At 67.3% G+C, this 20772-nt stretch carries 18 protein-coding genes; 15 read left to right on the forward strand and 3 right to left on the reverse strand.

The features are described 5' to 3' along the window. Positions 1–76: 76 nt before the first annotated feature. The 6 genes from VKN16_01070 (at position 77) to VKN16_01095 (ending at position 7220) form a co-directional block, all read left to right on the forward strand. A complete protein-coding gene (locus tag VKN16_01070; protein HME92790.1) occupies positions 77–766 on the forward strand; it encodes an XRE family transcriptional regulator in 690 nt (229 codons plus the stop codon). A gap of 80 nt (positions 767–846) precedes the next feature. Continuing rightward, the gene (locus VKN16_01075) at positions 847–1686 is read left to right on the forward strand and encodes a dienelactone hydrolase family protein (GenBank protein HME92791.1); all 840 of its coding nucleotides are present in this window, start codon (positions 847–849) and stop codon (positions 1684–1686) included. A gap of 102 nt (positions 1687–1788) precedes the next feature. Beyond that, the gene (locus tag VKN16_01080) at positions 1789–3435 is read left to right on the forward strand and encodes an ABC transporter substrate-binding protein (GenBank protein HME92792.1); all 1647 of its coding nucleotides are present in this window, start codon (positions 1789–1791) and stop codon (positions 3433–3435) included. Between the two features lie 23 nt (positions 3436–3458). Further along, positions 3459–5102, forward strand: coding sequence for an ABC transporter substrate-binding protein (locus VKN16_01085; GenBank protein ID HME92793.1), 1644 nt, complete (start codon positions 3459–3461; stop codon positions 5100–5102). A 203-nt stretch (positions 5103–5305) separates the two neighbouring features. Next, entirely contained in the window at positions 5306–6247 is a 942-nt protein-coding gene (locus VKN16_01090) for an ABC transporter permease (protein ID HME92794.1), read from the forward strand. A 91-nt stretch (positions 6248–6338) separates the two neighbouring features. Further along, positions 6339–7220: an ABC transporter permease gene (locus VKN16_01095; protein HME92795.1), complete on the forward strand. Its 882-nt coding sequence runs from the start codon at positions 6339–6341 to the stop codon at positions 7218–7220. Positions 7221–7336: 116 nt separating this feature from the next. Here VKN16_01095 and VKN16_01100 read toward each other — a convergent pair whose 3' ends face one another. Genes VKN16_01100 through VKN16_01110 form a run of 3 tightly spaced genes read right to left on the reverse strand, consistent with a single transcriptional unit; the run spans position 7337 to position 10461 of the window. Next, a complete protein-coding gene (locus tag VKN16_01100) occupies positions 7337–8632 on the reverse strand; it encodes a substrate-binding domain-containing protein (protein ID HME92796.1) in 1296 nt (431 codons plus the stop codon). A 31-nt stretch (positions 8633–8663) separates the two neighbouring features. After that, a complete protein-coding gene (locus VKN16_01105) occupies positions 8664–9515 on the reverse strand; it encodes a carbohydrate ABC transporter permease (protein HME92797.1) in 852 nt (283 codons plus the stop codon). Positions 9516–9519: 4 nt separating this feature from the next. Further along, entirely contained in the window at positions 9520–10461 is a 942-nt protein-coding gene (locus tag VKN16_01110) for a sugar ABC transporter permease (protein HME92798.1), read from the reverse strand. A gap of 253 nt (positions 10462–10714) precedes the next feature. On the opposite strand from VKN16_01110, the gene kdsB reads away from it, so the two are divergent. From kdsB to VKN16_01155, 9 genes are all read left to right on the forward strand, one after another. Next, positions 10715–11446 carry a 3-deoxy-manno-octulosonate cytidylyltransferase gene (kdsB, locus tag VKN16_01115; protein ID HME92799.1) on the forward strand — a complete coding sequence of 244 codons (732 nt, stop codon included), beginning with the start codon at positions 10715–10717 and terminating at the stop codon, positions 11444–11446. Further along, on the forward strand, positions 11443–12639 hold the full coding sequence (locus tag VKN16_01120) for an MFS transporter (GenBank protein ID HME92800.1): 1197 nt from the start codon (positions 11443–11445) through the stop codon (positions 12637–12639). Before kdsB ends, VKN16_01120 begins: the two co-directional genes overlap by 4 nt. Positions 12640–12676: 37 nt before the next feature. Next, positions 12677–13048 carry an MFS transporter gene (locus tag VKN16_01125; GenBank protein HME92801.1) on the forward strand — a complete coding sequence of 124 codons (372 nt, stop codon included), beginning with the start codon at positions 12677–12679 and terminating at the stop codon, positions 13046–13048. A gap of 549 nt (positions 13049–13597) precedes the next feature. Continuing rightward, positions 13598–14944 carry an extracellular solute-binding protein gene (locus VKN16_01130; protein HME92802.1) on the forward strand — a complete coding sequence of 449 codons (1347 nt, stop codon included), beginning with the start codon at positions 13598–13600 and terminating at the stop codon, positions 14942–14944. 34 nt (positions 14945–14978) lie between these two features. Further along, positions 14979–16328 (forward strand): extracellular solute-binding protein, encoded by a 1350-nt coding sequence (locus VKN16_01135; protein ID HME92803.1) that lies wholly within the window; start codon positions 14979–14981, stop codon positions 16326–16328. A 6-nt stretch (positions 16329–16334) separates the two neighbouring features. Then, complete coding sequence (locus VKN16_01140) at positions 16335–17303, forward strand: sugar ABC transporter permease (GenBank protein HME92804.1); 969 nt, start codon at positions 16335–16337, stop codon at positions 17301–17303. A 4-nt stretch (positions 17304–17307) separates the two neighbouring features. Further along, a complete protein-coding gene (locus VKN16_01145) occupies positions 17308–18159 on the forward strand; it encodes a carbohydrate ABC transporter permease (protein ID HME92805.1) in 852 nt (283 codons plus the stop codon). A gap of 55 nt (positions 18160–18214) precedes the next feature. After that, on the forward strand, positions 18215–19309 hold the full coding sequence (gene ugpC, locus VKN16_01150) for a sn-glycerol-3-phosphate ABC transporter ATP-binding protein UgpC (GenBank protein HME92806.1): 1095 nt from the start codon (positions 18215–18217) through the stop codon (positions 19307–19309). Between the two features lie 149 nt (positions 19310–19458). After that, positions 19459–20772: an extracellular solute-binding protein gene (locus VKN16_01155; protein ID HME92807.1), complete on the forward strand. Its 1314-nt coding sequence runs from the start codon at positions 19459–19461 to the stop codon at positions 20770–20772.

Consider the following 20772-nt stretch of genomic DNA (forward strand, 5'->3'; position numbering starts at 1 on the left):
ATCCAGCGTGTGCGCCTCTCGGCGCTTGACAGGGAGCATACCCGAGTGGTTTCTTCTGCGGCAAGCGGACATTGCCTTGGACGAAAGCGCGGAGACCCGGCAGCTCGTGCAGGCGGTGGCGGCGCGGCTGCGCGAGGCGCGTCGGACCCGGCGATTCACCCTGCGCGCGCTGAGCGAGAAGACCGGCCTCTCCGAGCCCTTCCTCTCGCGGCTCGAGCGCGGCCGCGTCTCCACCTCGATCGCCAACCTCATCCTCATCACCCGCACGGTGGGCATCGACCTGGGCCAGCTCTTCCAGGACGCCGCCGGGACCACCGCGACCCAGCACTACACGCTGGTGCGGGCGAGCCAGCGGCGCAGGCCGCAGGCGGTGCCCGCCACCGGCTACACCTATCAGCCGATGGCGGTCGCCTGGCCGGGCCAGCGCATGGACGCGTTCGTGCTCACCTTCCCGGTGAAGAACCGGGCCGACGTGCTCACCGCGCACGAGGGCGAGGAGCTGACGTTCGTGCTCCAGGGCGAGATCCTGTTCCAGCTCGGCGACGAGCAGATCCCGCTCAAGGCCGGCGACTGCCTGTACTTCAACGCCGAGATCCCCCACATGGGCAAGAACGTCGGCCGGGTGGACGCCAAGGTGCTCATGGTGGCCGCGCCCGGCCGCGGGCCGGGCCGCGAGCTCGGCTGGTGGAAGGCCCCGGTGCCGCCGCGGCTCCGCCCGGCGCCGAAGCGATCCGGCAAGTCCTCCCGCTCCCGGAGCGATGCCTGACGTCCGGGGACGACCAGACCGACCGAGACAGGAACCCCAAGCCGCTGCGGCCAGTTAGTTCCTGCCAAGGAGGACACGCCATGGCCAATCCGCTCAGCCGCAGGGAAGTGCTCAGGTTCGGCGCCTTCACCACCGTCGGAGGCGTCCTCACGCCGGGCATCGTGCTCGCCCAGGCGATCACCACCGACAGCAAGGGCATCACCGCGCGCGACATCCAGATCCCATCGGGTGGGACCATGATCGCGGCCTACGACGCCCGCCCCGAGGCGCCGGGCCGCTACCCGATCGTGGTGGTCATCTCCGGCTTCACCGGCAACTCCGAGCAGAACAAGGACGTGGTGCGCCGGTTCGCCCAGGCCGGGTACTACGCGATCGCCCCCGAGCTGTACTCGCGCGAGGGCGGGATGCAGGGCAAGAACTTCCAGGAGATGGGCCAGATCTCCTCCAAGGTGACGCGCGCCCAGTACCTGGGCGACATCCGCGCGGCGGCCGACTACGCCAAGCAGCAGTCGTGGGCGCGGGCCGATCGCCTGGGCGTCACCGGCTTCTGCGGCGGCGGAGCGCTGACCCTGCACACCGCGGCCGAGTACCCCGGCGTGACCGCTGCGGTGCCGTGGTACGGCCACGTCAAGCGCACGTACTCCGACGCCCCCGGCGTGGACGCGTTCAGTCTGGCGTCGAAGATCAAGGCGCCGGTGCTCGGCCTGTACGGCGAGGCGGACACCGGGATCCCGAGCGAGGACGTGAAGCGCTTCGAGGCCGAGCTGAAGAAGACCAATCCCGACGTCGAGTTCGTCCTCTACCCGGGCGCACCCCACGGCTTCTTCTCGGACGACCGCCCGCAGGTCTACAAGAAGGAGGCCGCGGAGGACGCCTGGAAGCGCTGTCTGGCCTTCTTCGACAAGCACCTGAAGGCCTGACAGAAATCTTGCTTGACTTTCTGGGGGTTTGCCCCCAGATTGGCGCAAATTCTGGCCCTCTGCTGCCCGCATCTCATATCAACACGACTGGGAGGACAACAGATGACGCCGGACGTCACCCGCTTGTCGCTGAGCCGCCGCGCGCTGCTCCAGGTGGGGGGCGCCGCCGCCCTCGCCGCCACGACCACGCCGTGGCCGGCGTGGGGTCAGACCCCCAAGCGCGGGGGCACCCTGAGCGTGCGTCTCTGGGATCCGCCGCACTTCGATCCCCACCTGACCGTTTCGTACAAGACCCACATCGCGTACTCCTTCACCCATAGCCGTCTCGTGAAGCACAAGGCCGGCCCCGCGGTGGTGCCCGGCACCTTCCCGATCGAGGGCGACCTGGCCGAGTCCTGGAGCCAGCCCAGCGAGAACACCTACGTGTTCAAGCTCCGCAAGGGCGTGCGCTGGCACAACAAGCCGCCGGTGGGCGGCCGGGAGCTGACCGCCGAGGACGTCGTCTACACGATCGAGCGGTTCCGCACCGTCAAGGGCAACGCCAACGCCTACATGCTGGCGGCCCTCGAGCGCGTCGAGGCCCCCGATCGGTACACCGTCAAATTCACGCTGAAGGAGCCGTACGCCTGGTTCCTCGACGTCCTGGCCAACCCGAACGCGGTCTGCATCGTGGCGAAGGAGTGCGTGGAGAAGTTCGGGGACCTGAAGAAGCCCGAAGCCACCGTGGGCACCGGCCCGTGGATGCTCGACAGCTACCGGCCCAACGTGGGGTACACCCTCGTGCGGAATCCGAGCTACTTCGTCACCGGTCTGCCGTACATGGAGCGGGTGGAAGCCTTCGTCGACGAGGACAACGCCTCGCGCATGGCCGCCTTCATCTCGGGCAAGTACGACCTCGGCTGGGAGTTCCCGGGCACCATCAACCGGGTCGACTGGGTGCAGATGACCGACCCGCTCAAGCAGCGCCGGCCCAAGCTCAAGACCGCGGAGTTTCCCTCCAACGTCATGACCCACCTCTACTTCCGAAACGACAAGCCGCCGTTCAACGACGTGCGCGTGCGGCGGGCGCTGTCGCTGGCCATCGATCGCAAGGGCATCATCGACGCGGTCGCCGAAGGGGTCGGCGTGCTGAATCCGGCGGTGCCGGCCGCGCTCAAGGAGTGGTCCATCCCGGCCGAGCAGCTGGGAGAGGGCGCCCAGTATTTCAAGTACGATCCCGCCGCCGCGCGGAAGCTCCTGGCCGAGGCCGGCCACCCCAAGGGCTTTCCGGTCACCATCGACTTCACCACGTACGGCTCCCAGGTGCTGATCGACACCTGTCAGCTCGTGCTCAAGAACCTCAAGGACGTGGGCATCGAGGCCAAGCTGAACACCAAGGAGTACGGGGCGTACATCTCCAGTACGTTCTACGGCAAGTACGAATCGATGGCCCTCGGCCCCCAGACCCCGTTCCTCGAGCCGGACAACTTCCTCTTCGGCCAGTACTATCCCGGCGAGCTGAAGAACCACGGGTACATCAACGACGCGGTCCTCGCCGACCTGCTGGTACGGCAGCGCCGCACGCTCGACCCGGCCAAGCGGCGGGAGATCATCTTCGAAGCGCAGCGTCACATCGCCAAGCAGCAATACTACGTGCAGCTCTGGTCCGGCGTGTACGTGGCGGTCTGGGACGGAGCGCTCGTCAACTACGGCCCGAATCTCGGATACGATTACGGCGGCCGGCTGATGGCCGCCTGGCTCGATCGCTAGAAGCTCATCACCAGGAGGAATCCATGCATCAGCTGCCTTCGTTGACCCGCCGCGAGCTCCTCAAGCTGGGAGGCGCAGGCCTCGCCCTCGGGGCGACCGCGGGTCTGGTGACCGCGGGGCCCGCGGACGCCCAGAGCCCGAAGCGGGGCGGCCGGTTCCGGCTGCGCTCGCACGTGCCTCCCGTGCACTTCGATCCGCACCTGACGCTGGCGTTCTCCACCATGATCCCGCTGTCGTTCGCCTACAGCCGGCTCGTCAAGGTCAAGGCCGGGTCGGCGGTGGGGCCGGGCACCCAGCCGGTGGAGGGCGACCTGGCCGAGTCGTGGGAGCGGCAGGGCGATACCGTCTACGTCTTCAAGCTGCGCCGAGGCGTGCGCTGGCACAACAAGGCGCCGCTGAACGGTCGCGAGCTGACCGCGGAGGACGTGCGCTATTCCTATGACCGCTTCCTCACCATCAAGGGCAACCCGAACAAGAGCATCCTCGAGATGGTGGACAAGGTCGAGGCCCCCGACAAGTACACCGTGAAGTTCACGCTGCGGGAGCCCAACGCGTGGTTCCTCGACCGGCTCGCCTCGACGTCGACGTGGGTCGTGGCCAAGGAGTGCGTGGATCAGTTCGGCGATCTCAAGAAGCCGGAGAGCGTGGTGGGCACCGGCCCGTGGATGCTCCGCAGCTACGAGCCGAGCGTGCGGATCACCTTCGACCGCAATCCGAGCTACTTCCTCCCCAACCTGCCCTACGTGGACGGGGTGGACATCACGATCTCCACCGACCCCGCGGCGGCCTTCGCCCAGTTCCTGTCCGGTGAGTTCGACTTCGGCCCCGAGTACGGCATGGTCATCCGCCGCAGCGACCTCGACATCGCCCTCCGGCGCGTGAAGGGCCTGGGCATGAAGGACTACATCGTGGTGTTCGGCGGCTACACCGCGATGAAGCTCGACCAGGAGCCGTTCAAGGACGTGCGGGTGCGTCGCGCCTTCGCGATGGCCCAGGACTGGCGCGAGACGCTCGAGACCAACGCGTGGTCGCAGGGCAAGGGCGCCCCCAACGCGCTGATTCCCGCCGCGCTCAAGGAGTGGGCGATCCCGATCGACCAGCTGCCCCCGGAAGGCCGCAAGCTCTACGAGTTCGATCCGGCCGCGGCCAAGCGGCTCCTCGCCGAAGCGGGCCACCCGAACGGGCTCAAGGTCCCCATCGAGACCACCCCGGGCTACGGTCCGGACTGGATGGACGCGGTGCAGGTAGCGCTCCGCAACTGGAAGCAGGCCGGGATCGAGGGCGAGCTGAAGCTCAAGGAGTACGGCGCCTTCGTCTCGAGCGCGATCTTCGGCAAGTTCGAGAAGATGATCGTGACCCTGCGCGGCGGCACCACCGATCCCGACACCTACTTCACCCCGCTCCTGCCCGGCGAGCCGCTCAACTCCTCCGGGGTCAACGATCCCAAGCTCACCGAGATGATCAAGGTGCAGCGACGGACCTTCGACGAGAAGAAACGGCGGGACATCGTCTACGACATCCAGCGCTACGCCTCCCAGCAGGTGTACTACGGCTTCGGGGCCTCGGTGAGTGCGGTGGGCGCCTGGATGCCCTACGTCAAGAACTTCGGCCCCAACATCGGCCACGACTACGGCGGCCGCCTCATGGTCGCCTGGCTCGACAAGTAACCGCGGACCGCTCAGAACAATGCGAAGCCACAACATATAGGTCGTCGCTTGCGACGACCGTACAATCAAATAAGAGCGGGTCGCCTAATCTCGCGGATGGCTCGGCCCAATCAAATAATAGGGGGACGCCCCATCTCGCGGATCGCCGGGCCCACTGAACCAATAGCGGGCCGTCCCATCTAGCGGACCGCCCGGACCTCCCCGTGAAGCGCTACGTCCTGCGTCGCTTGCTGGTGGCGATCCCGTCGCTGCTGATCGCCTCCCTCATCGTGTTCAGCCTCCCGCGCCTGCTCCCGGGCGACGTCGTGCAGCTCATGCTCGAGGAGAAGGCGTATGGCAAGGACCTCGATGACCTCCGCGAGAAGCTCGGGCTGAACCGCCCCATGTACATCCAGTACGTGGAGTGGCTCGGCCAGGTCTCGCGGGGCAATCTCGGCGAGTCGCTCTGGACCCGGCGGCCGGTGCTGGAAGAGCTGACCCGCCGCCTGCCCATCAGCCTCGAGCTGGGCGTGCTGGCCCTGATCTTCGCGGTGATCATCGCGGTCCCCATCGGCGTGCTCGCGGCCATCCGCCAGGACACCCTGGCCGACTACGCGATGCGCAGCATGGCCATCCTCGGGCTCTCGGTGCCCGGCTTCTGGATCGCCACCCTCGCAGTGCTGCTCCCCGCCATCTGGTGGGGCTGGAGCCCGCCGATCCAGTTCACCGCGTTCTCGGCGGATCCGTGGGCCCACTTCGCGCAGTTCCTCCTCCCCGCCTTCATCCTCGGCATCGCCTCCGCCGCCGCGATCATGCGGCTCACCCGCGGGACGCTTCTCGAGGTGCTCCGCCAGGACTACGTGCGCACCGCGTGGTCCAAGGGGCTGCGCGAGCGGGTGGTCGTGCTCAAGCACAGCCTCAAGAACGCGCTGATCCCGGTGATCACCGTGCTCGGCATCCAGGTGGCCCAGATCCTGGGCGGCACCGTGATCTTCGAGAGCATCTTCGGGTTGCCCGGCATGGGCCGGTTCCTCTTCGATGCGATCAACCAGCGCGACTACCCGGTGATCCAGGGCGTGAACCTGCTGATCGTGAGCGTGGTCGTGCTGATGAACCTGATCGTGGACGCCTTCTACGCGCTCCTCGACCCGCGCATTCGGTACTAGCGCCCTGCCCACTCACGACGCGTCCGCCCTGAGGGCCAAGAGCTCCGGAACCGCCGACCAGGCCACCGCGGTCGCCGCCACCGACCTGCGCATGCCTGCCGCCCGCCGTGCCGGCCGGCTCGCGGGCCTCTGGCAGTTCGTCCGCGGCAAGCCGCTCGGCGCGCTGGGGGCGCTGATCGTCGTCCTGCTCCTGACCATGGCGATCTTCGCGCCGTGGGTCGCGCCGTACCGCTACGACGAGACGATTCCGGGCGCGCGCATGAAGGCGCCGGGCGCGCAGTTCTGGATGGGCACCGACAACCTGGGCCGGGACGTCTACAGCCGCGTGGTGTACGGCGCGGCGGTGTCGGTGACGGTGGGGTTCGGAGCGGTGCTGCTCGCCAACGTCCTCGCCGCCCTGGTCGGAATCACCAGCGGCTACTTCGGCGGCCCCTACGACATCTGCGTGCAGCGGGTGGTGGACGCCTGGCAATCGTTCCCGTTCCTCGTGGTCATCCTCTCGATGATGGCTGTCCTCGGTCCCGGGCTGCTGAACCTCATCCTGGCCCTGGGCGTGCTGGGCGCCGCCGCCGGCTCGCGGGTGATCCGCGGGGCCACCATCAGCGTGATGCAGAACACCTACGTGGAGGCGGCGCGCGCGCTCGGAGCCGGGCACCTGCGCATCATGCTCCGCTACGTGCTGCCCAACGTGGCCGCGACCATCATCATCCTGGCCACCATCGGCCTGGGCGCGGCCATCCTCGCCGAATCCGCGCTCTCCTTCCTGGGCTTCGGCGTGCCCCCGCCCTACCCGTCCTGGGGCGCCATGCTCTCCGGCTCCGGCCGCTCGTTCATGTACCGGGCGCCCTGGATGGCCATCTGGCCGGGCGCGGCCATCTCGCTGGCCGTCTTCGGCTTCAACATGCTGGGCGACGCGCTCCGCGACGTGCTCGATCCGCGGCTGCGGGGCGGAGGCGGTCGACCGGTCAGCTAGAAAGACGGCGGGGGCAGCGCGGTGATCGGCGCTGCCCCCGGGCTGCTTGAAAGACCCCCGCCCCTCACCCTGCCCTCTCCCCTGAGGGGAGAGGGAGATGAGGTGGAGGGGCTGGGCTAGGCGAACTTGGCGTAGATCGCCTTGATCTTCTCCTCGCCCCACTTGATCGTCTGCTCCAGATCCATCTTGTCGGTGGCGAACTGGGCGATCGCGTCCACCATCACGAACTGCTGGTAGACCTCGTCGGCGGCCGGGGTGAGCGGCCCCGGATAGCCGGTGGTGAAGTGATACTCGGCATCCTGCTCCAGCGGCTTCAGCTTGGGATCCTCGCTGATCACCGGGAACGGCGGCTTGGCGTAGCTGTTCAGGAACGGCATGTTGTAGCCGGTGCTGGCCTTGGCCGCGTCGCGGTAGCTGTCCACCAGCGCTTCGAGAAACGCCTTGGCCCCGTCCTGGTTCTTGCTGAACTTGGTGACGCCGTAGGCGCGACAGTTGGCGAACGACCGCCGGGTCGCCGGGCCCTTGGGCGAGAGCGAGACGAAGATCTTGTCGGCCAGCTCCTTGTTCGAGCCCTCGATCGTGCGGTAGGCGCTGATCGGGTTGTGGATCCAGGAGCCGCGCCCGGAGGCCAGGAACCGGTTGTTGGAGGCGTCGTCCCACGCGAGCACCTCGGGGGTCATCGCGTCCTTGTAGAGCGCCTTCTCGAACTTGAGCGCCTCGCGCACTTCCTTGGAGTTGTAGGTGATGGTCTTGCCGTCCTTGGCCACCTCGGATCCGCCGTGGGACCACATGATGGCGCGCCAGGACGCGCGGGAGTCGTCGTGGTGGGCGAGGCCGATGCCGACCGGGAAGCCCTTGGCCTTGAGCTTCATGCCGCCCTTGTGCAGGTCTTCCCACGTGTCGGGGCCGTTGGGCATCCCGATCTCGGTCCACAGGTCCTTCCGGTAGAGACCCGGGAAGTCGATGAAGAAGTCGGGGACCGCGTGGAACTTCCCGTCCGAGCGCACCTTGCAGTAGTTCTCGGCCAGCGGCGTCCAGCCGCCGTGCTTCTTGGCGAGCTTGTCGGTGGTGTCCTGGACGTCCAGCAGCGCGGAGGCCCACTTCTCGGTGCCGGTGCCCACGAGCTGGACGATGTCGTGACCGGACTGGGTGGCGATCTCGGCCGCGATCTTGGCCGGGATCTGCAGGTGCGGGACGTGGTCGATGGTGACCTTCACCCCGCTCTTGCTGGACCACTGCTCCGCGAACGCGTCGAACCACTTGTCGTAGGCGGGCACGAAGTGAGTCCAGGCGAGCACCCGGACCTCCTTCGCCTGCGCCCACGCCGGGCGGATCCACACGTGCGGGAAGGCGGAGGCGGCGGTCACACCCGCCGCGGTTTCGAGGAACTGCCGACGCGAGACCTTGGTCATTGCGGTCATCCTCCTGGAGAGAGTTCTCGGATCACTTCAGGGCACCTGCGGTGAGGCCGTGAATGAAATGGTCGAGGCTGAACGCGTACACGACGGCCACCGGGATCGCCCCGATCAGCGCTCCCGCCATGAGCGAGCCCCAGTAGAAGACGTCGCCGCGGATGAGATCGCTGGTGACCCCGTAGGAGATCGTCTTGTTCGCCGAGCTCGAGATGAAGGTCAGCGCGTAGATGAACTCCTGGTAGGTGAGCGTGAACGCGAAGATGCCGGCGGTGATGATGCCGGGCACGATGACCGGGACGATGATCATGCGGAAGGCCTGGAAGCGCGTGCATCCGTCGATCTGTGCGCTCTCCTCGATCTCCCTCGGCACCGTCCGCACGAAGCCCATCAAGAGCCAGGTGCAGAACGGCAGGGTGAAGGAGGGATAGACGATGACCAGCGCCCACACCGAGTCGGTGAACCCGAGACCGCGCACCACCTGCGACAGCGGGATGAACAGCAGGGTGGACGGGATCAGGTAGGAGAGAAACATGGCGGTGGACAGCGGCTGGGCCCCGGGGAACTTCATCCGGGCCAGCGCGTAGGCCGCGGGCAGCGCGAGCAGGAGGGTGATGAACACCACGAGCACGCCGATCATCAGGCTGTTCTTCAGCCAGAGCGGGAACAGGGTGCCCTCGAGCAGGAGCTTGACGTGCTCGAGGGTGGGCGGCTCCTTGAACCAGAACGGCGCGGTCTCCAGGTTGTAGAGATCCCGGTCGCGCTTGAAGGCGGTGATGACCATCCAGTAGAACGGGAAGAGCACCACGAACAGGTACGGGGAGAGCGGGAGGTAGGGGCCGTAGTCGCGCTTGAGCCGTCGCCAGAAGCGTCGGGCGTCCATGCCCTCAGTCCTTCCGCAAGAACCGTAGCATGAGGATGACGATCAGGGCGAGGAACGGGAAGATGAACAGGGTGATGGCCGCTCCCATACCGAGGTCACCCGCGTTGATGCCGATGTTGTAGGCGTAGGTGCCGAACACGTGCGTGGTGTTGTAGGGTCCGCCCTGGGTCAAGAGCCACACCGCCGAGAAGTCGGTGAACGAGAAGACCACCGAGTAGAGCAGACCCACCAGCAAGATCGGCCGCACGATGGGCACCACCACGTAGTGGAAGCGGCGCAAGGGGCCGGCCCCGTCGATCTTCGCCGCCTCGATCACCTCTTGCGGGACCGCGGTGAGGCCGGCGAGCAGGATGACCGCGGAGAACGGGAAGCCGCGCCAGACGTTCATGATGATGACCGACCACATCGCGAGGCCGGGCTCGCCCAGCCATTGCCACGGGTACTCGATGATGTGGGCACGCATCAGCATCCAGTTGATGACGCTGTAGAGCGAGTCGAACATCCACTTCCAGGCCAGCGACGAGAGCGCGATCGGGATGACGAAGGGGATCAGGATGATGCCCTGCACGATGCGCTTGCCCTTGAACGAGCGGTTCAGGGCGAAGGCCAGCGGCAGCCCGATCACCAGCCGGATCGCCTCGGAACCCAGGGTGAAGACGAAGGAGTTGCGCACCGTCTGCCAGAACACCGGATCCGCGAACAAGCGCGTGTAGTTCTGGGCGCCGACAAAGTGCGACTCGGGCGACCCGACCCGGGCGCTCGAGACCGAGAGGTAGATCGACATGAAGAACGGGTAGGCGATGAAGAACGCCAGATAGAGGAAGGCGGGAGCGATCCACACGAAGCCCTGTACCGCCTCGCGCCCGAACCAGCTGCCGCGGATGGCGGCCGGACGCGCGGCGACCCCGGTGGTGGTCGCCCCGATGAGCTCTCGTCCGTTACTCACGCGACACCGTCGCGGCCGCCCCGAGGCGGCGGGTGACGCAATGCGCCCAACCCAGTCTTCAAGATCCCCTTTCTCTCCATCGAGATGGGCCGGACCTGCGAGGCAAGCTTGCGGTACTCGCGGACCGACACTGCGAGGTTGACGCGTTATACCATCCACCCTCGGGACCTGTCAACTTCACGGCCTCTCCAGGGTACAACCGATGCCGGCGGCCGCGGGTTGCACAAGGATTTTTTCTGGTAGGGTAGCGCCCGTGATCATCCTGGGCGTCATCCCCGCGCGCCTGCAGTCCACGCGCCTGCCGCGCAAGGTCCTGCGCGAGATCCGCGGGGTGCCGATGGTGGTCGAGGTCTTCCGGCGAGCGCGCACCTCTCCCCTGCTGTCGGACCTGCTGGTGGCGACCGACAGCGACGAGGTCGTCGCGGCCTGCCACGACCATCACGTGCCGGCGGTGATGACGCGCAGCACGCACGCCTCGGGCACCGACCGCCTGTGGGAGGTCTCCCGGGCGCGCGCCGCCGACGTCTACGTCAACATCCAGGGCGACGAGCCGCTCATCTCGCCGGCCCACATCGAGCGGCTCGTGCGGCCCTTCCTCACCGAGCCCGAGGTCCAGGTCACCACCCTGAAGATCCGCGCCACTCCCGAAGAGGTCGAGAGCCGCACCGCGAACAAGGTGGTGACCAACGTGCACGGCGACGCGCTCTACTTCTCGCGTCTGCCCATCCCCTTCGATCGCGACACGCGCGGGGGGATCGTCTACTGGAAGCACATCGGCCTCTACGCCTACCGGCGCTCCGTGCTCGAGACGTACCACTCGCTGCCGCCCTCGGGACTCGAGCGCGCGGAGCAGCTCGAGCAGCTGCGGCTGCTCGAGGCCGGCATCCCCATCCGCGTGCTCGAAACCGATCAGCCCACGATCGGCGTGGACACCGAGGAGGACCTGCGGGCGGTCGAGGCCCTGCTGTCGTCGCGCCCCCGGTGACGAATCGCTGGGCGGTCCTCGCGCTGATCATGGCCGCCCAGACCATGGCCAACGTGGGGCCGCTCGGCATCCCCTCCATCGCGCCCCTGATCCGGGACGATCTCCAGCTCTCGGTTACCCAGGCCGGCTCGTTCCTCTCCACGTACTACATCGGCCCGGTGCTCATGTCGCTGCCCGCGGGCTGGCTGGCGGATCGCTGGGGCGTGCGCGGCGCGATGATCCTGGGCCAGGTCCTCATCGCGGCGGGGCTCGGAGCCGCGGCGGCCGCGCCATCGTACTCGTTCATCGTGCTGATCCTGATCCTGGCCGGCGCCGGCTACGGCGTGCTCAACCCGACCACCACCAAGGCGGGGATGGCGTGGTTTCCGCCGCGGCAGCGGGCCACCGTGGTCGGGCTGAAGCAGGTGGGCCTGCCGTTCGGCGGCGCGGTCGGCGCCTTCGTCATGCCGCCGCTGGCGATCGCGTTCGGCTGGCGAGCGGCGGTCGGCGTATCCGCGGCGGTGGTGGGCGCGCTCGCGCTCCTGACGTGGCTGCTCTATCGCGACCTGCCCGAGCCGGGACCGGCCGGCGGCACCGCGACCCCGCCCCGCGCGGACTTCTGGGCGGTCATGGGCAATCGCGATCTCTGGCTGGTGGGCGTGAGCACGCTCCTCTTCGCGGGCGTACAGACCGTGTTCCTGGCCTTCCTCGTGCTGTACCTGCACGAGGCCGTCCACCTCGAGGTGGTGACCGCCGCGAAGTACCTCGTGGCCGCGCAGTGCAGCGGGGCGGCGGGGCGCATCGGCTTCGGGCTGCTCTCGGACCGGCTGTTCGGCGGCCGGCGGCGGATCGTGCTCGCCATCGCGGGCATCGGATCGATCGCCTGCGCGCTCCTGCTGTCGACCACCACGCCGGCCACCGGCCCGTGGCTGCTCGTGCCGCTCGCGATCTGCATCGGCGTCTTCGGCGTCGGCTGGAACGGCGTGCAGCACACGCTGATGGCCGAGCTGGCCGGGACCCGCGCCGCCGGCACCGCGGTCGGGCTCGGCCTCGCGATCTCCTCGCTGGGCGTCACGGTGTGCCCGCCCGTCTTCGGCCTGGTGGTGGAGCGCGTGGGCGGCTTCGCGGGCGGGTGGGTCGCCCTCGCCGCGAGCATGGTGCTCGCGCTCCTCCTGCTCCTCCCGGTCCGGGAGCGCGCATTCTCGATGTCGTGAGCCTCGTAGGAGGCAGCGATTCTTCTACGGATGGGTGGTGCTCGCGGCCGCGTTCGTCGTCATCACCCTCGGCGTCTTCCTGAAGCCGATCGAGGACTCGATGGGCGGGAGCCGCTCCGGCATCGGGGCCATCGGCCTCTTCAACTGGATCGTGATGGGGGCGGGCGGCGTGGTCTCGGGCTTCGTCCCCGACCGCGTGGGCACCCGGCGGGTGGTGCTGGTCGGCGCGGGGCTCCTCTCCGCCGGCCTCCTGCTCTCGAGCCACGTGCAGCAGATGTGGCAGCTCTACGTGACCTTCGGCCTGCTGATCGGCGCGGGCGTCAGCGGCTTCTATGTGTCCCTCACCGTGCTCGCCATCGAGTGGTTACGAGGGGGGCGGCGGGTCGTGCGGACGCCGGCTAGTTCTTGAAGGCTCTTTGGATGCGGGGGCCCCGAAATGGCCCCCGCACTCCCCCAGTGGCGGACGCCCGTCTGGTTCCCGTGTCGCTGGCGTTCGGGGTGGCCTATGGTGGCGCCATGCCGCTGTATCCGGTCGTCACCCGCGAGTTCTTCGGTGAGCGCGCCATGGGCACGGCGTACGGGGCTGTCGGGATGGGGCTCGGCTCCTACCGGGAGGTGCCATTCACGACCTCCTGGGCCCTATCAGTGGCTGTTCCTGGGCTCGTTCGCGATCGGGCCGATGGCGGTTGTCCTGGGGGTGACACCGAAGGCCCCCGTGGCGGCGGGAGCGCCCCGGCCAAGCCCCGGTGGCGGGCGGCTGAAGGTCCCTTTCCCGTTGACAGGCCGGGGGTTCCTTGTTAAGAATTTGCCACCATTTAGGGCGTCATCTCACCCATCGAGACCCGCATCTCCGTGACGGCCTTCACGAGGTATCAACCTCGCGGCCGGGGCTTCTACCCCGAAGGGACGCGCTCGCGCAGATGAGGCAGCTCATCCGGTCAAGGAGGACCACGCACGCATGAACAGCTCCGATCGCAAAGAGACCACGCATCTCGACCGCCGCACGTTCGTCAAGACCGCGGGCCTCGCCGCGGTAGCGGTGACCGGCATCGAGGGCATCGTCGCCGCGCGGCGGGCGCCGGCCTTCGCGCAAGGCACCAAGCTGCACTGGGTGCGCTGGGTGGACTTCATCCCGGAGTCCGACGTGGAGCTGAAGCGGCAGATGCCGGAAGCCTCCAAGGCGCTCGGAGCCGAGGTGACGTTCGAGACGATCAATGCCAACGACCTGCAGCCGCGCATCACCGCGGCCATCCAGTCGGGGGCGGGCGCCGACGTGTTCAACTTCCAGTACAACTGGGCTCACCTGTACCAGAACGCGGTCGTCGACGTGAGCGACGTAGCCTCGGAGCTGGCGAAGGCACAGGGCGGCTTCTACGACATCTACCCGCCCTCCTGCCAGGTGAACGGCAAGTGGCTGGCGGTGCCGCACTCCATCATCGGCGCGGCGGTCGCCTACCGGAAGTCGTGGCTGAAGGAGGCGGGGGCCACCGAGTATCCGAAGAGCTGGGAGGAGGCGCACAAGCTCTTCACCGCGCTCAAGAAGAAGGGCAAGCCCTACGGGCAGACCCTGGGACACACCTTCGGTGACGCGCCGACGTTCACCTACTGCATGCTCTGGGCGTTCGGCGGGGCCGAGACGGACAAGACCGGCAAGAAGGTGGTGCTCAACAGCAAGGGCGCGGTGGATTCGGTCAAGTTCATGCAGTCCTTCTGGAAAGACTGCTGCGACGAGGGCGGGCTGGCGTGGGACGACACCAACAACAACCGCGCCTTCCACGCGGGCGAGATCGCGGCCACCCTGAACGGGGCCAGCATCTACATCGTGGCCAAGCGTCAGAAGGAGAAGATCAAGGACGACAAGGGCGAGCCGCTGTTCCAGGACATCGACCACGCGCCGCTGCCGGCCGGTCCCGGAGGCGCCTTCGCCCTCTTCCTGAACCAGTCGAACGCCATCATGAAGTACTCGAAGAACCAGAAGCTGGCCAAGGACCTCCTCCGCTGGGTGCACAAGAAGGAGAACTACGAGAAGTGGTTCCAGAGTCAGGGCGGCTACAGCGTGGGCGCCACGAAGGCGTGGGAGAACGACCCGATGTGGAACTCCCTCGACGGGCCGCTCAAGATGTTCCGGACCGGCGCGCGGAACACCCGGCTGTTCGGATACGCGGGCCCGTCCACCGCGAAGGCCACCGAGGCTTTCAGCAAGTACATCGTCACCGACATGTACGCCAAGGCCGTCCAGGGCATGAAACCGGAGGACGCGGTGCACTGGGCCGAGGGCGAGCTGAAGAAGATCTACGAAGCGTGATCGCGGCGCCCATCGACGGGCCCGGGAGAGGCCGATGACGACTCCGCAGCACGAGGCGACCAGCGAAGCAGCCGCGGTGAGCCGTCGCACGTTCCTGGCCGGGTCGGTCGCCGCGGGCGCGGCCGCGGCGGCTCTGGAGGGCATCCTGGCCGGGCGCCGCGCCCCCGCGTATGCGCAGGGCACGCGGCTGAACATCCTCCGCTGGGTCGACTTCATTCCGGCGTGCGACGTCGAGCTGAAGCGGCAGGCCGGCGAGGCCAGCAAGGCGCTGGGGGCCGAGGTCGTGTTCGAGTTCATCAACGCCAACGACCTGCAGGCGCGCGTCACCGCCGCCATGCAGTCCAACTCGGGGCCCGACATCATCCACATGCTGCACAACTGGCCTCACCTCTACGCCAACGGGCTCGTGGACGTCGGCGATCTCGTCGAGTGGCAGGTGAAGGAGCAGGGTGCGCTCTACGCGCAGTCCGAGGCGTACAGCAAGGTCGGCGGCCGCTTCCTGGCCCTGCCCCACGGCATCGTTCCCGGGCTGATCGCCTACCGCAAGTCGTGGTTCGACGAGATCGGCGTCACCGCGTTCCCCAAGACGTACGACGAATTGCGCCAGGTGGCGGCGAAGCTGAAGAAGAAGGGCCACCCCTACGGGCAGACCCTCGGCCACACCTTCGGCGACGCGCCGGCGTGGGCCTACCCGCTCCTGTGGAACTTCGGGGGCATGGAGACCGACAAGACCGGCAAGACCGCGCTCGACGACAAGGGCGCGGTGGAGGCGGTCAGGTTCATGACCGCCTTCTGGAAGGACGGCTGCGACGAGGGCGGGCTGGCCTGGGACGATACCAACAACAACCGCGCGTTCCTGGGCGGCGAGATCTCGGCCACACTGAACGGCGCGTCGATCTACATCGCGGCCAAGCGGGGCCAGGAGAAGATCAAGGACGACAAGGGCGAGCCGCTCGTGCGCGACATCCGGCACGCCCGCCTGCCCGCCGGCCCCGCCGGATCCTGGAGCTACCACACCGCCTTCGGGCACGGAGTCATGAAGTACGGCAAGAACCAGAAGCTGGCCAAGGACTTCCTGAAGTGGCTCCACGGCAAGGAGCAGTACGGCAAGTGGTTCCAGGTGGCGGAGGGGTTCTCGATCGGGTCCACGAAGCTCTGGGAGCAGAGCCCGATGTGGAGCACCATCGACGAGCCGATGAAGGGATTCCGCACCGCGCCCGACAACTCGCGGGTCATCGGGTTCGCGGGACCGCCCAACGCCAAGGCCACCGAGGCCTACTCCAAGTACGTGATCGTGGACCTGTTCGCCAAGGGCGTGCAGGGCATGAAGGCCGAGGACGCGGTCACGTGGGCCTCCGGCGAGCTGAAGAAGATCTACGGGTGAGATGACATGAAGAAGCCCATCGCGGGCGGATCGGGCGGCGCCGCCGGTCTCGAGGTGGCGCTGCCCCATCCGGGAACCAGCCGGCCCAGGGGACTCACCCGCTTCCTCGAGAGCGAGCGCCTGCTCGCCTGCCTCTTGCTCGCCCCGACGGTGGTGCTGCTCGGCCTGTTCATCGCCTATCCCTTCGTGATGGGGGTGTGGCTGTCGCTGTCCAGCGTGAGCGTCGGCAATCCGGGCGAGTTCGTCGGGCTGAAGAACTTCATCAAGGCGTGGAACGACTCGATCTTCCAGACCGCCTTCTACAACACGTTCTACTACACGTTCTGGGCGACGATCTTCAAGCTCGTCCTCGGGATGTGGCTGGCCCTGCTGCTGAACCGCCACTTCCGGGGCAAGCGCATCGTGCGCGCGGCCATGCTGCTGCCCTTCATCGTGCCCACCGTGCTCTCGACCTTCGCGTGGCGCTGGATGTTCGACCCGACCTTCAGCGTGCTGAACTGGCTCCTCTACCAGACCGGTTTCATCACCACCAAGCTGCCGTTCCTGTCCGACGGCACCTGGGGCATGTGGTGCGCCATCGTGGTGAACACCTGGCGCGGCATGCCGTTCTTCGCCATCTCGCTGCTGGCCGGGCTGCAGACCATCAGCACCGACATGCAGGAGGCCGCCTCGCTCGACGGGGCCAACGGCTGGCAGCGCTTCTGGCACGTGACCTGGCCGCTGCTCAAGCCGGTGACCCTGGTGGTGGTGGTCTTCTCGATCATCCAGACCTTCTCCGACTTCCAGCTCATCTACGTGCTCACCGGCGGCGGCCCCGCCAACGCGACCCACCTGCTCGCCACCTACGCCTACCAGATCGGCGTGGCTACCGGCCTGCTGGGCGAGGGCGCCGCGGTCTCCCTGTTCATGCTGCCGGTCCTCTTCATCGTGGTCTGGCTCCAGCTCCGCTACCTCCGCCGCCTGGAAGGGGCCTAGACCCTTGGTGATCGAGCGGCGCTGGAAGAAGTGGGTGTACTTTTACATTCCTCTGACGCTGTTCGTGATCGGGACTCTCTTCCCGTTCTACTGGATGCTGATCACGTCGATCCGGCCGGACGCGGAGCTGTATCGGTCGTGGCGGTCCGCGAACAACACCCCCTTCTGGACGCTGGCCCCGACCCTCGAGCACTTCCGCGACCTGATGGCCAAGACCACGTTTCCGAAGTGGCTCTGGAACACGTTCTTCATCGCGTGCATCTCCACGTTCATCTCGCTCTTCTGCGGCCTCCTCGCCGGCTACGCGCTGGGACGCCTGAAGTTCCCGATGGCGGGCACGCTCGGCACCAGTATCTTCGTCACGTACCTGGTGCCGCCCACCCTGCTGTTCATCCCGCTCGCCAACATCATCCGCACCTTCCAGCTGGGCGACACCCCGTGGGCCCTGATCCTGACCTACCCGACCTTCCTGATCCCGTTCTGCACCTGGCTCCTGATGGGCTACTTCAAGACCATTCCCAAGGAGCTCGAGGAGTGCGCCCGCATCGACGGGGCCACCCGCTTCGGGGCGATGATTCGCATCATCTTCCCGATCGCGGTGCCCGGCATCCTCTCGGCCGGCATCTTCGCGTTCACCCTTTCGTGGAACGAGTTCATCTACGCGCTGGTCTTCCTGTCGTCGCCGGAGAAGAAGACGGTTCCGGTGGGGGTCGTCTCGGAGCTGATCCGCGGCGACATCTATTTCTGGGGGCAGCTCATGGCGGGGGCGCTGCTGGGCTCGATCCCGGTCGCCATCGTCTATTCGTTCTTCGTGGAGTACTACGTCACCGGCCTCACCGGCTCCGTGAAGGGGTGACGCCAAGCGCCCGGGGCACCCGACCCCGGGGAACCTATTTGAGGGAGAGAAACCAATGGCACAGGTAGTTCTCAAGGACCTCAACAAGAAGTACGACGAGGTGCACGCCGTCAAGGACGTGAACCTCACGATCCGCGACAAGGAGTTCATGGTCTTCGTCGGCCCGTCGGGCTGCGGCAAGACCACGACCCTCCGCATGGTCGCGGGTCTCGAGGAGATCACCGCCGGGGAGATCTCGATCGGCGACCGGGTCGTCAACGACCTGCCCCCGAAGGACCGGGACATCGCGATGGTGTTCCAGAACTATGCGCTCTATCCGCACATGAGCGTGTACGACAACATGGCGTTCGGACTCAAGATGCGCAAATTCCCGAAGGCGGAGATCGCCAAGCGGGTGCAGGACGCCGCCGAGATCCTGGGCATCCACGAGCTGCTCAAGCGCAAGCCGCGCCAGCTCTCGGGCGGACAGCGGCAGCGCGTCGCGGTGGGCCGGGCGATCGTGCGGCATCCGCAGGTGTTCCTGTTCGACGAGCCGCTGTCCAACCTGGACGCCAAGCTGCGCGTGCAGATGCGCGTGGAGCTGAAGCGCCTGCACGAGCGTCTGGAGACCACCGCCATCTACGTGACCCACGACCAGGTCGAGGCGATGACCCTCGGCAGCCGCGTGGTGGTCATGCGGGACGGCTGGGTCCAGCAGGTGGGCGAGCCGCTCGAGATCTACAGCCGGCCCGCCAACAAGTTCGTGGCCGGCTTCATCGGCTCCCCCGCCATGAACTTCATCCCGGTCACCATCGCGGAGGCCAACGGGGCGATCTACGCCGAGGCGAGCGGACTGCGGATCAAGGTGCCCGCCGACAAGGCGGCGCCGCTCAAGGCGTACAAGGGGCAGTCGATCACGCTGGGCATCCGGCCCGAAGACCTGCGGGTCGGTTCCGGCGCCGACTCGTCGGACCTGTCGTTCGACGCGGTGGTGGAAGTGGTGGAGCCCCTCGGCTCCGAGATCCTGCTGGACGTTGCGGTGGCCGGCCAGTCGGTGGTGTGCCGCGTGGAGCCGACCGTGAAGGCCAAGCCACACGACAAGATCCGGCTCGCGTTCGTGCCGGAGCGCATCCACTTCTTCGATACCAAGACCGAAGCGGTGCTCAAGTAACATCGGCGAGACCGGCCGGTCGCGCGAACGACGCGTCCGGCCGGCGTTCCATCGCGGGAGGCGTATCTCCCGCACGAAGGGGGTGAGACCAGCGCGCTAGGGTTCTCGAAATGGCCCCGAGACCTCCCGACCGATATGGAGGCCCTCTCATGGACCAGATCGCTCCCCGCAGCATTCCGCGACGTCGATTCCTCCGTACCGCTGCCGGCGCCACGGCCGGGGTGGCCTCCTGGCTCGCTCTGGGCAAGGCGCCCGCGTACGCCCAGAAGCGTGAGCTGACGTTCCTCAGCTGGAACCACTTCGTACCCGCCGCCGACGACGAGCTCCGCAAGCAGGCGGAGGCCTTCGGCAAGGCCAACAACTGCACGGTCCGCGTGGACACCATGGCGCATCTGCAGATGCCGGCCAAGATCGCGGCCGAGGCCCAGTCGCAGTCGGGCCACGACATGTACCGGACTGCAAGCGCCGATCCGTTCCTGTACGAGAACCTCCTCGTCAACATGGACGACCTGGTCAACAAGCTCGGCAAGGCGGGCGGCGGCTGGTATCCGTTCGCGGCCGAGAGCTGCCAGACCAAGTCCGGCTGGAAGGCGATCCCGTGGTTCTGGGTCTCGTTCCCGGGCACCTACAACATGGCCCACTTCAAGAAGGCCGGGTTCGACGGTCCCCCCAAGACGTGGGACGACCTCCTGAAGATGGGCAAGGTGCTGAAGAAGCAGGGTAACCCGGTCGGCATCCCCATCAGCCACTGCTCGGACGCGCACTCGACCTACTGGTCGGTGTCGTGGTCCTTCGGGGCCAAGGTGCTGGAGGCCGACGGCAAGACCCCCGCGATCAGCTCGGAGAAGACCGCGCAGGTCATCGAGTGGTACAAGGAGCTCTACAAGGAGGCGATGGAGCCGGAGGTCCTCTCGTGGGACGACGCCGGCAACAATCGCTTCCTCCTCTCCGGCAAGGGCGCCTGGATCCACAACCCGGTCAGCCCGTACAACGCAGCCCTGGCCAACAAGCAGCCCATCGCGGACGACATCAACCATCACAACAGCCCGGCCGGGCCGGCGGGCACGCACTCGGCGCCCCCGAACCTGAGCCTCGGCATCTGGAAGTTTTCCAAGAACCAGGAGCTGGCCAAGGAGTTCATCGCCTATCTCTTCCAGAAGCCGAACTTCGACGCCTGGATCGTGGCGTCCAACGCGTTCAACCACCCGCCGCTGAAGAACCTCGCCGATCATCCGATCTGGGCGCGGAATCCGAAGTTCGCGATGCTGCCCAAGGAAGCGGAGTACGGTCATCCGCGGGGCTGGCCGGCCAAGCCCAACGAGGCGGTGCAGCGCATCGACGACAACTACATCATGGCCGACATGGTGGCCAAGGCGGTCAACGGCATGCCGGCCAAGCGCGCGATGGACTGGGCCCAGGAGCAAGTCGCGCTCGCGGTGAAGGGGCAGCTGAAGGTCGGCTAG

This window comes from Candidatus Methylomirabilota bacterium, from assembly GCA_035315345.1.
Classification (GTDB): Bacteria; Methylomirabilota; Methylomirabilia; order Rokubacteriales; family CSP1-6; genus CAMLFJ01.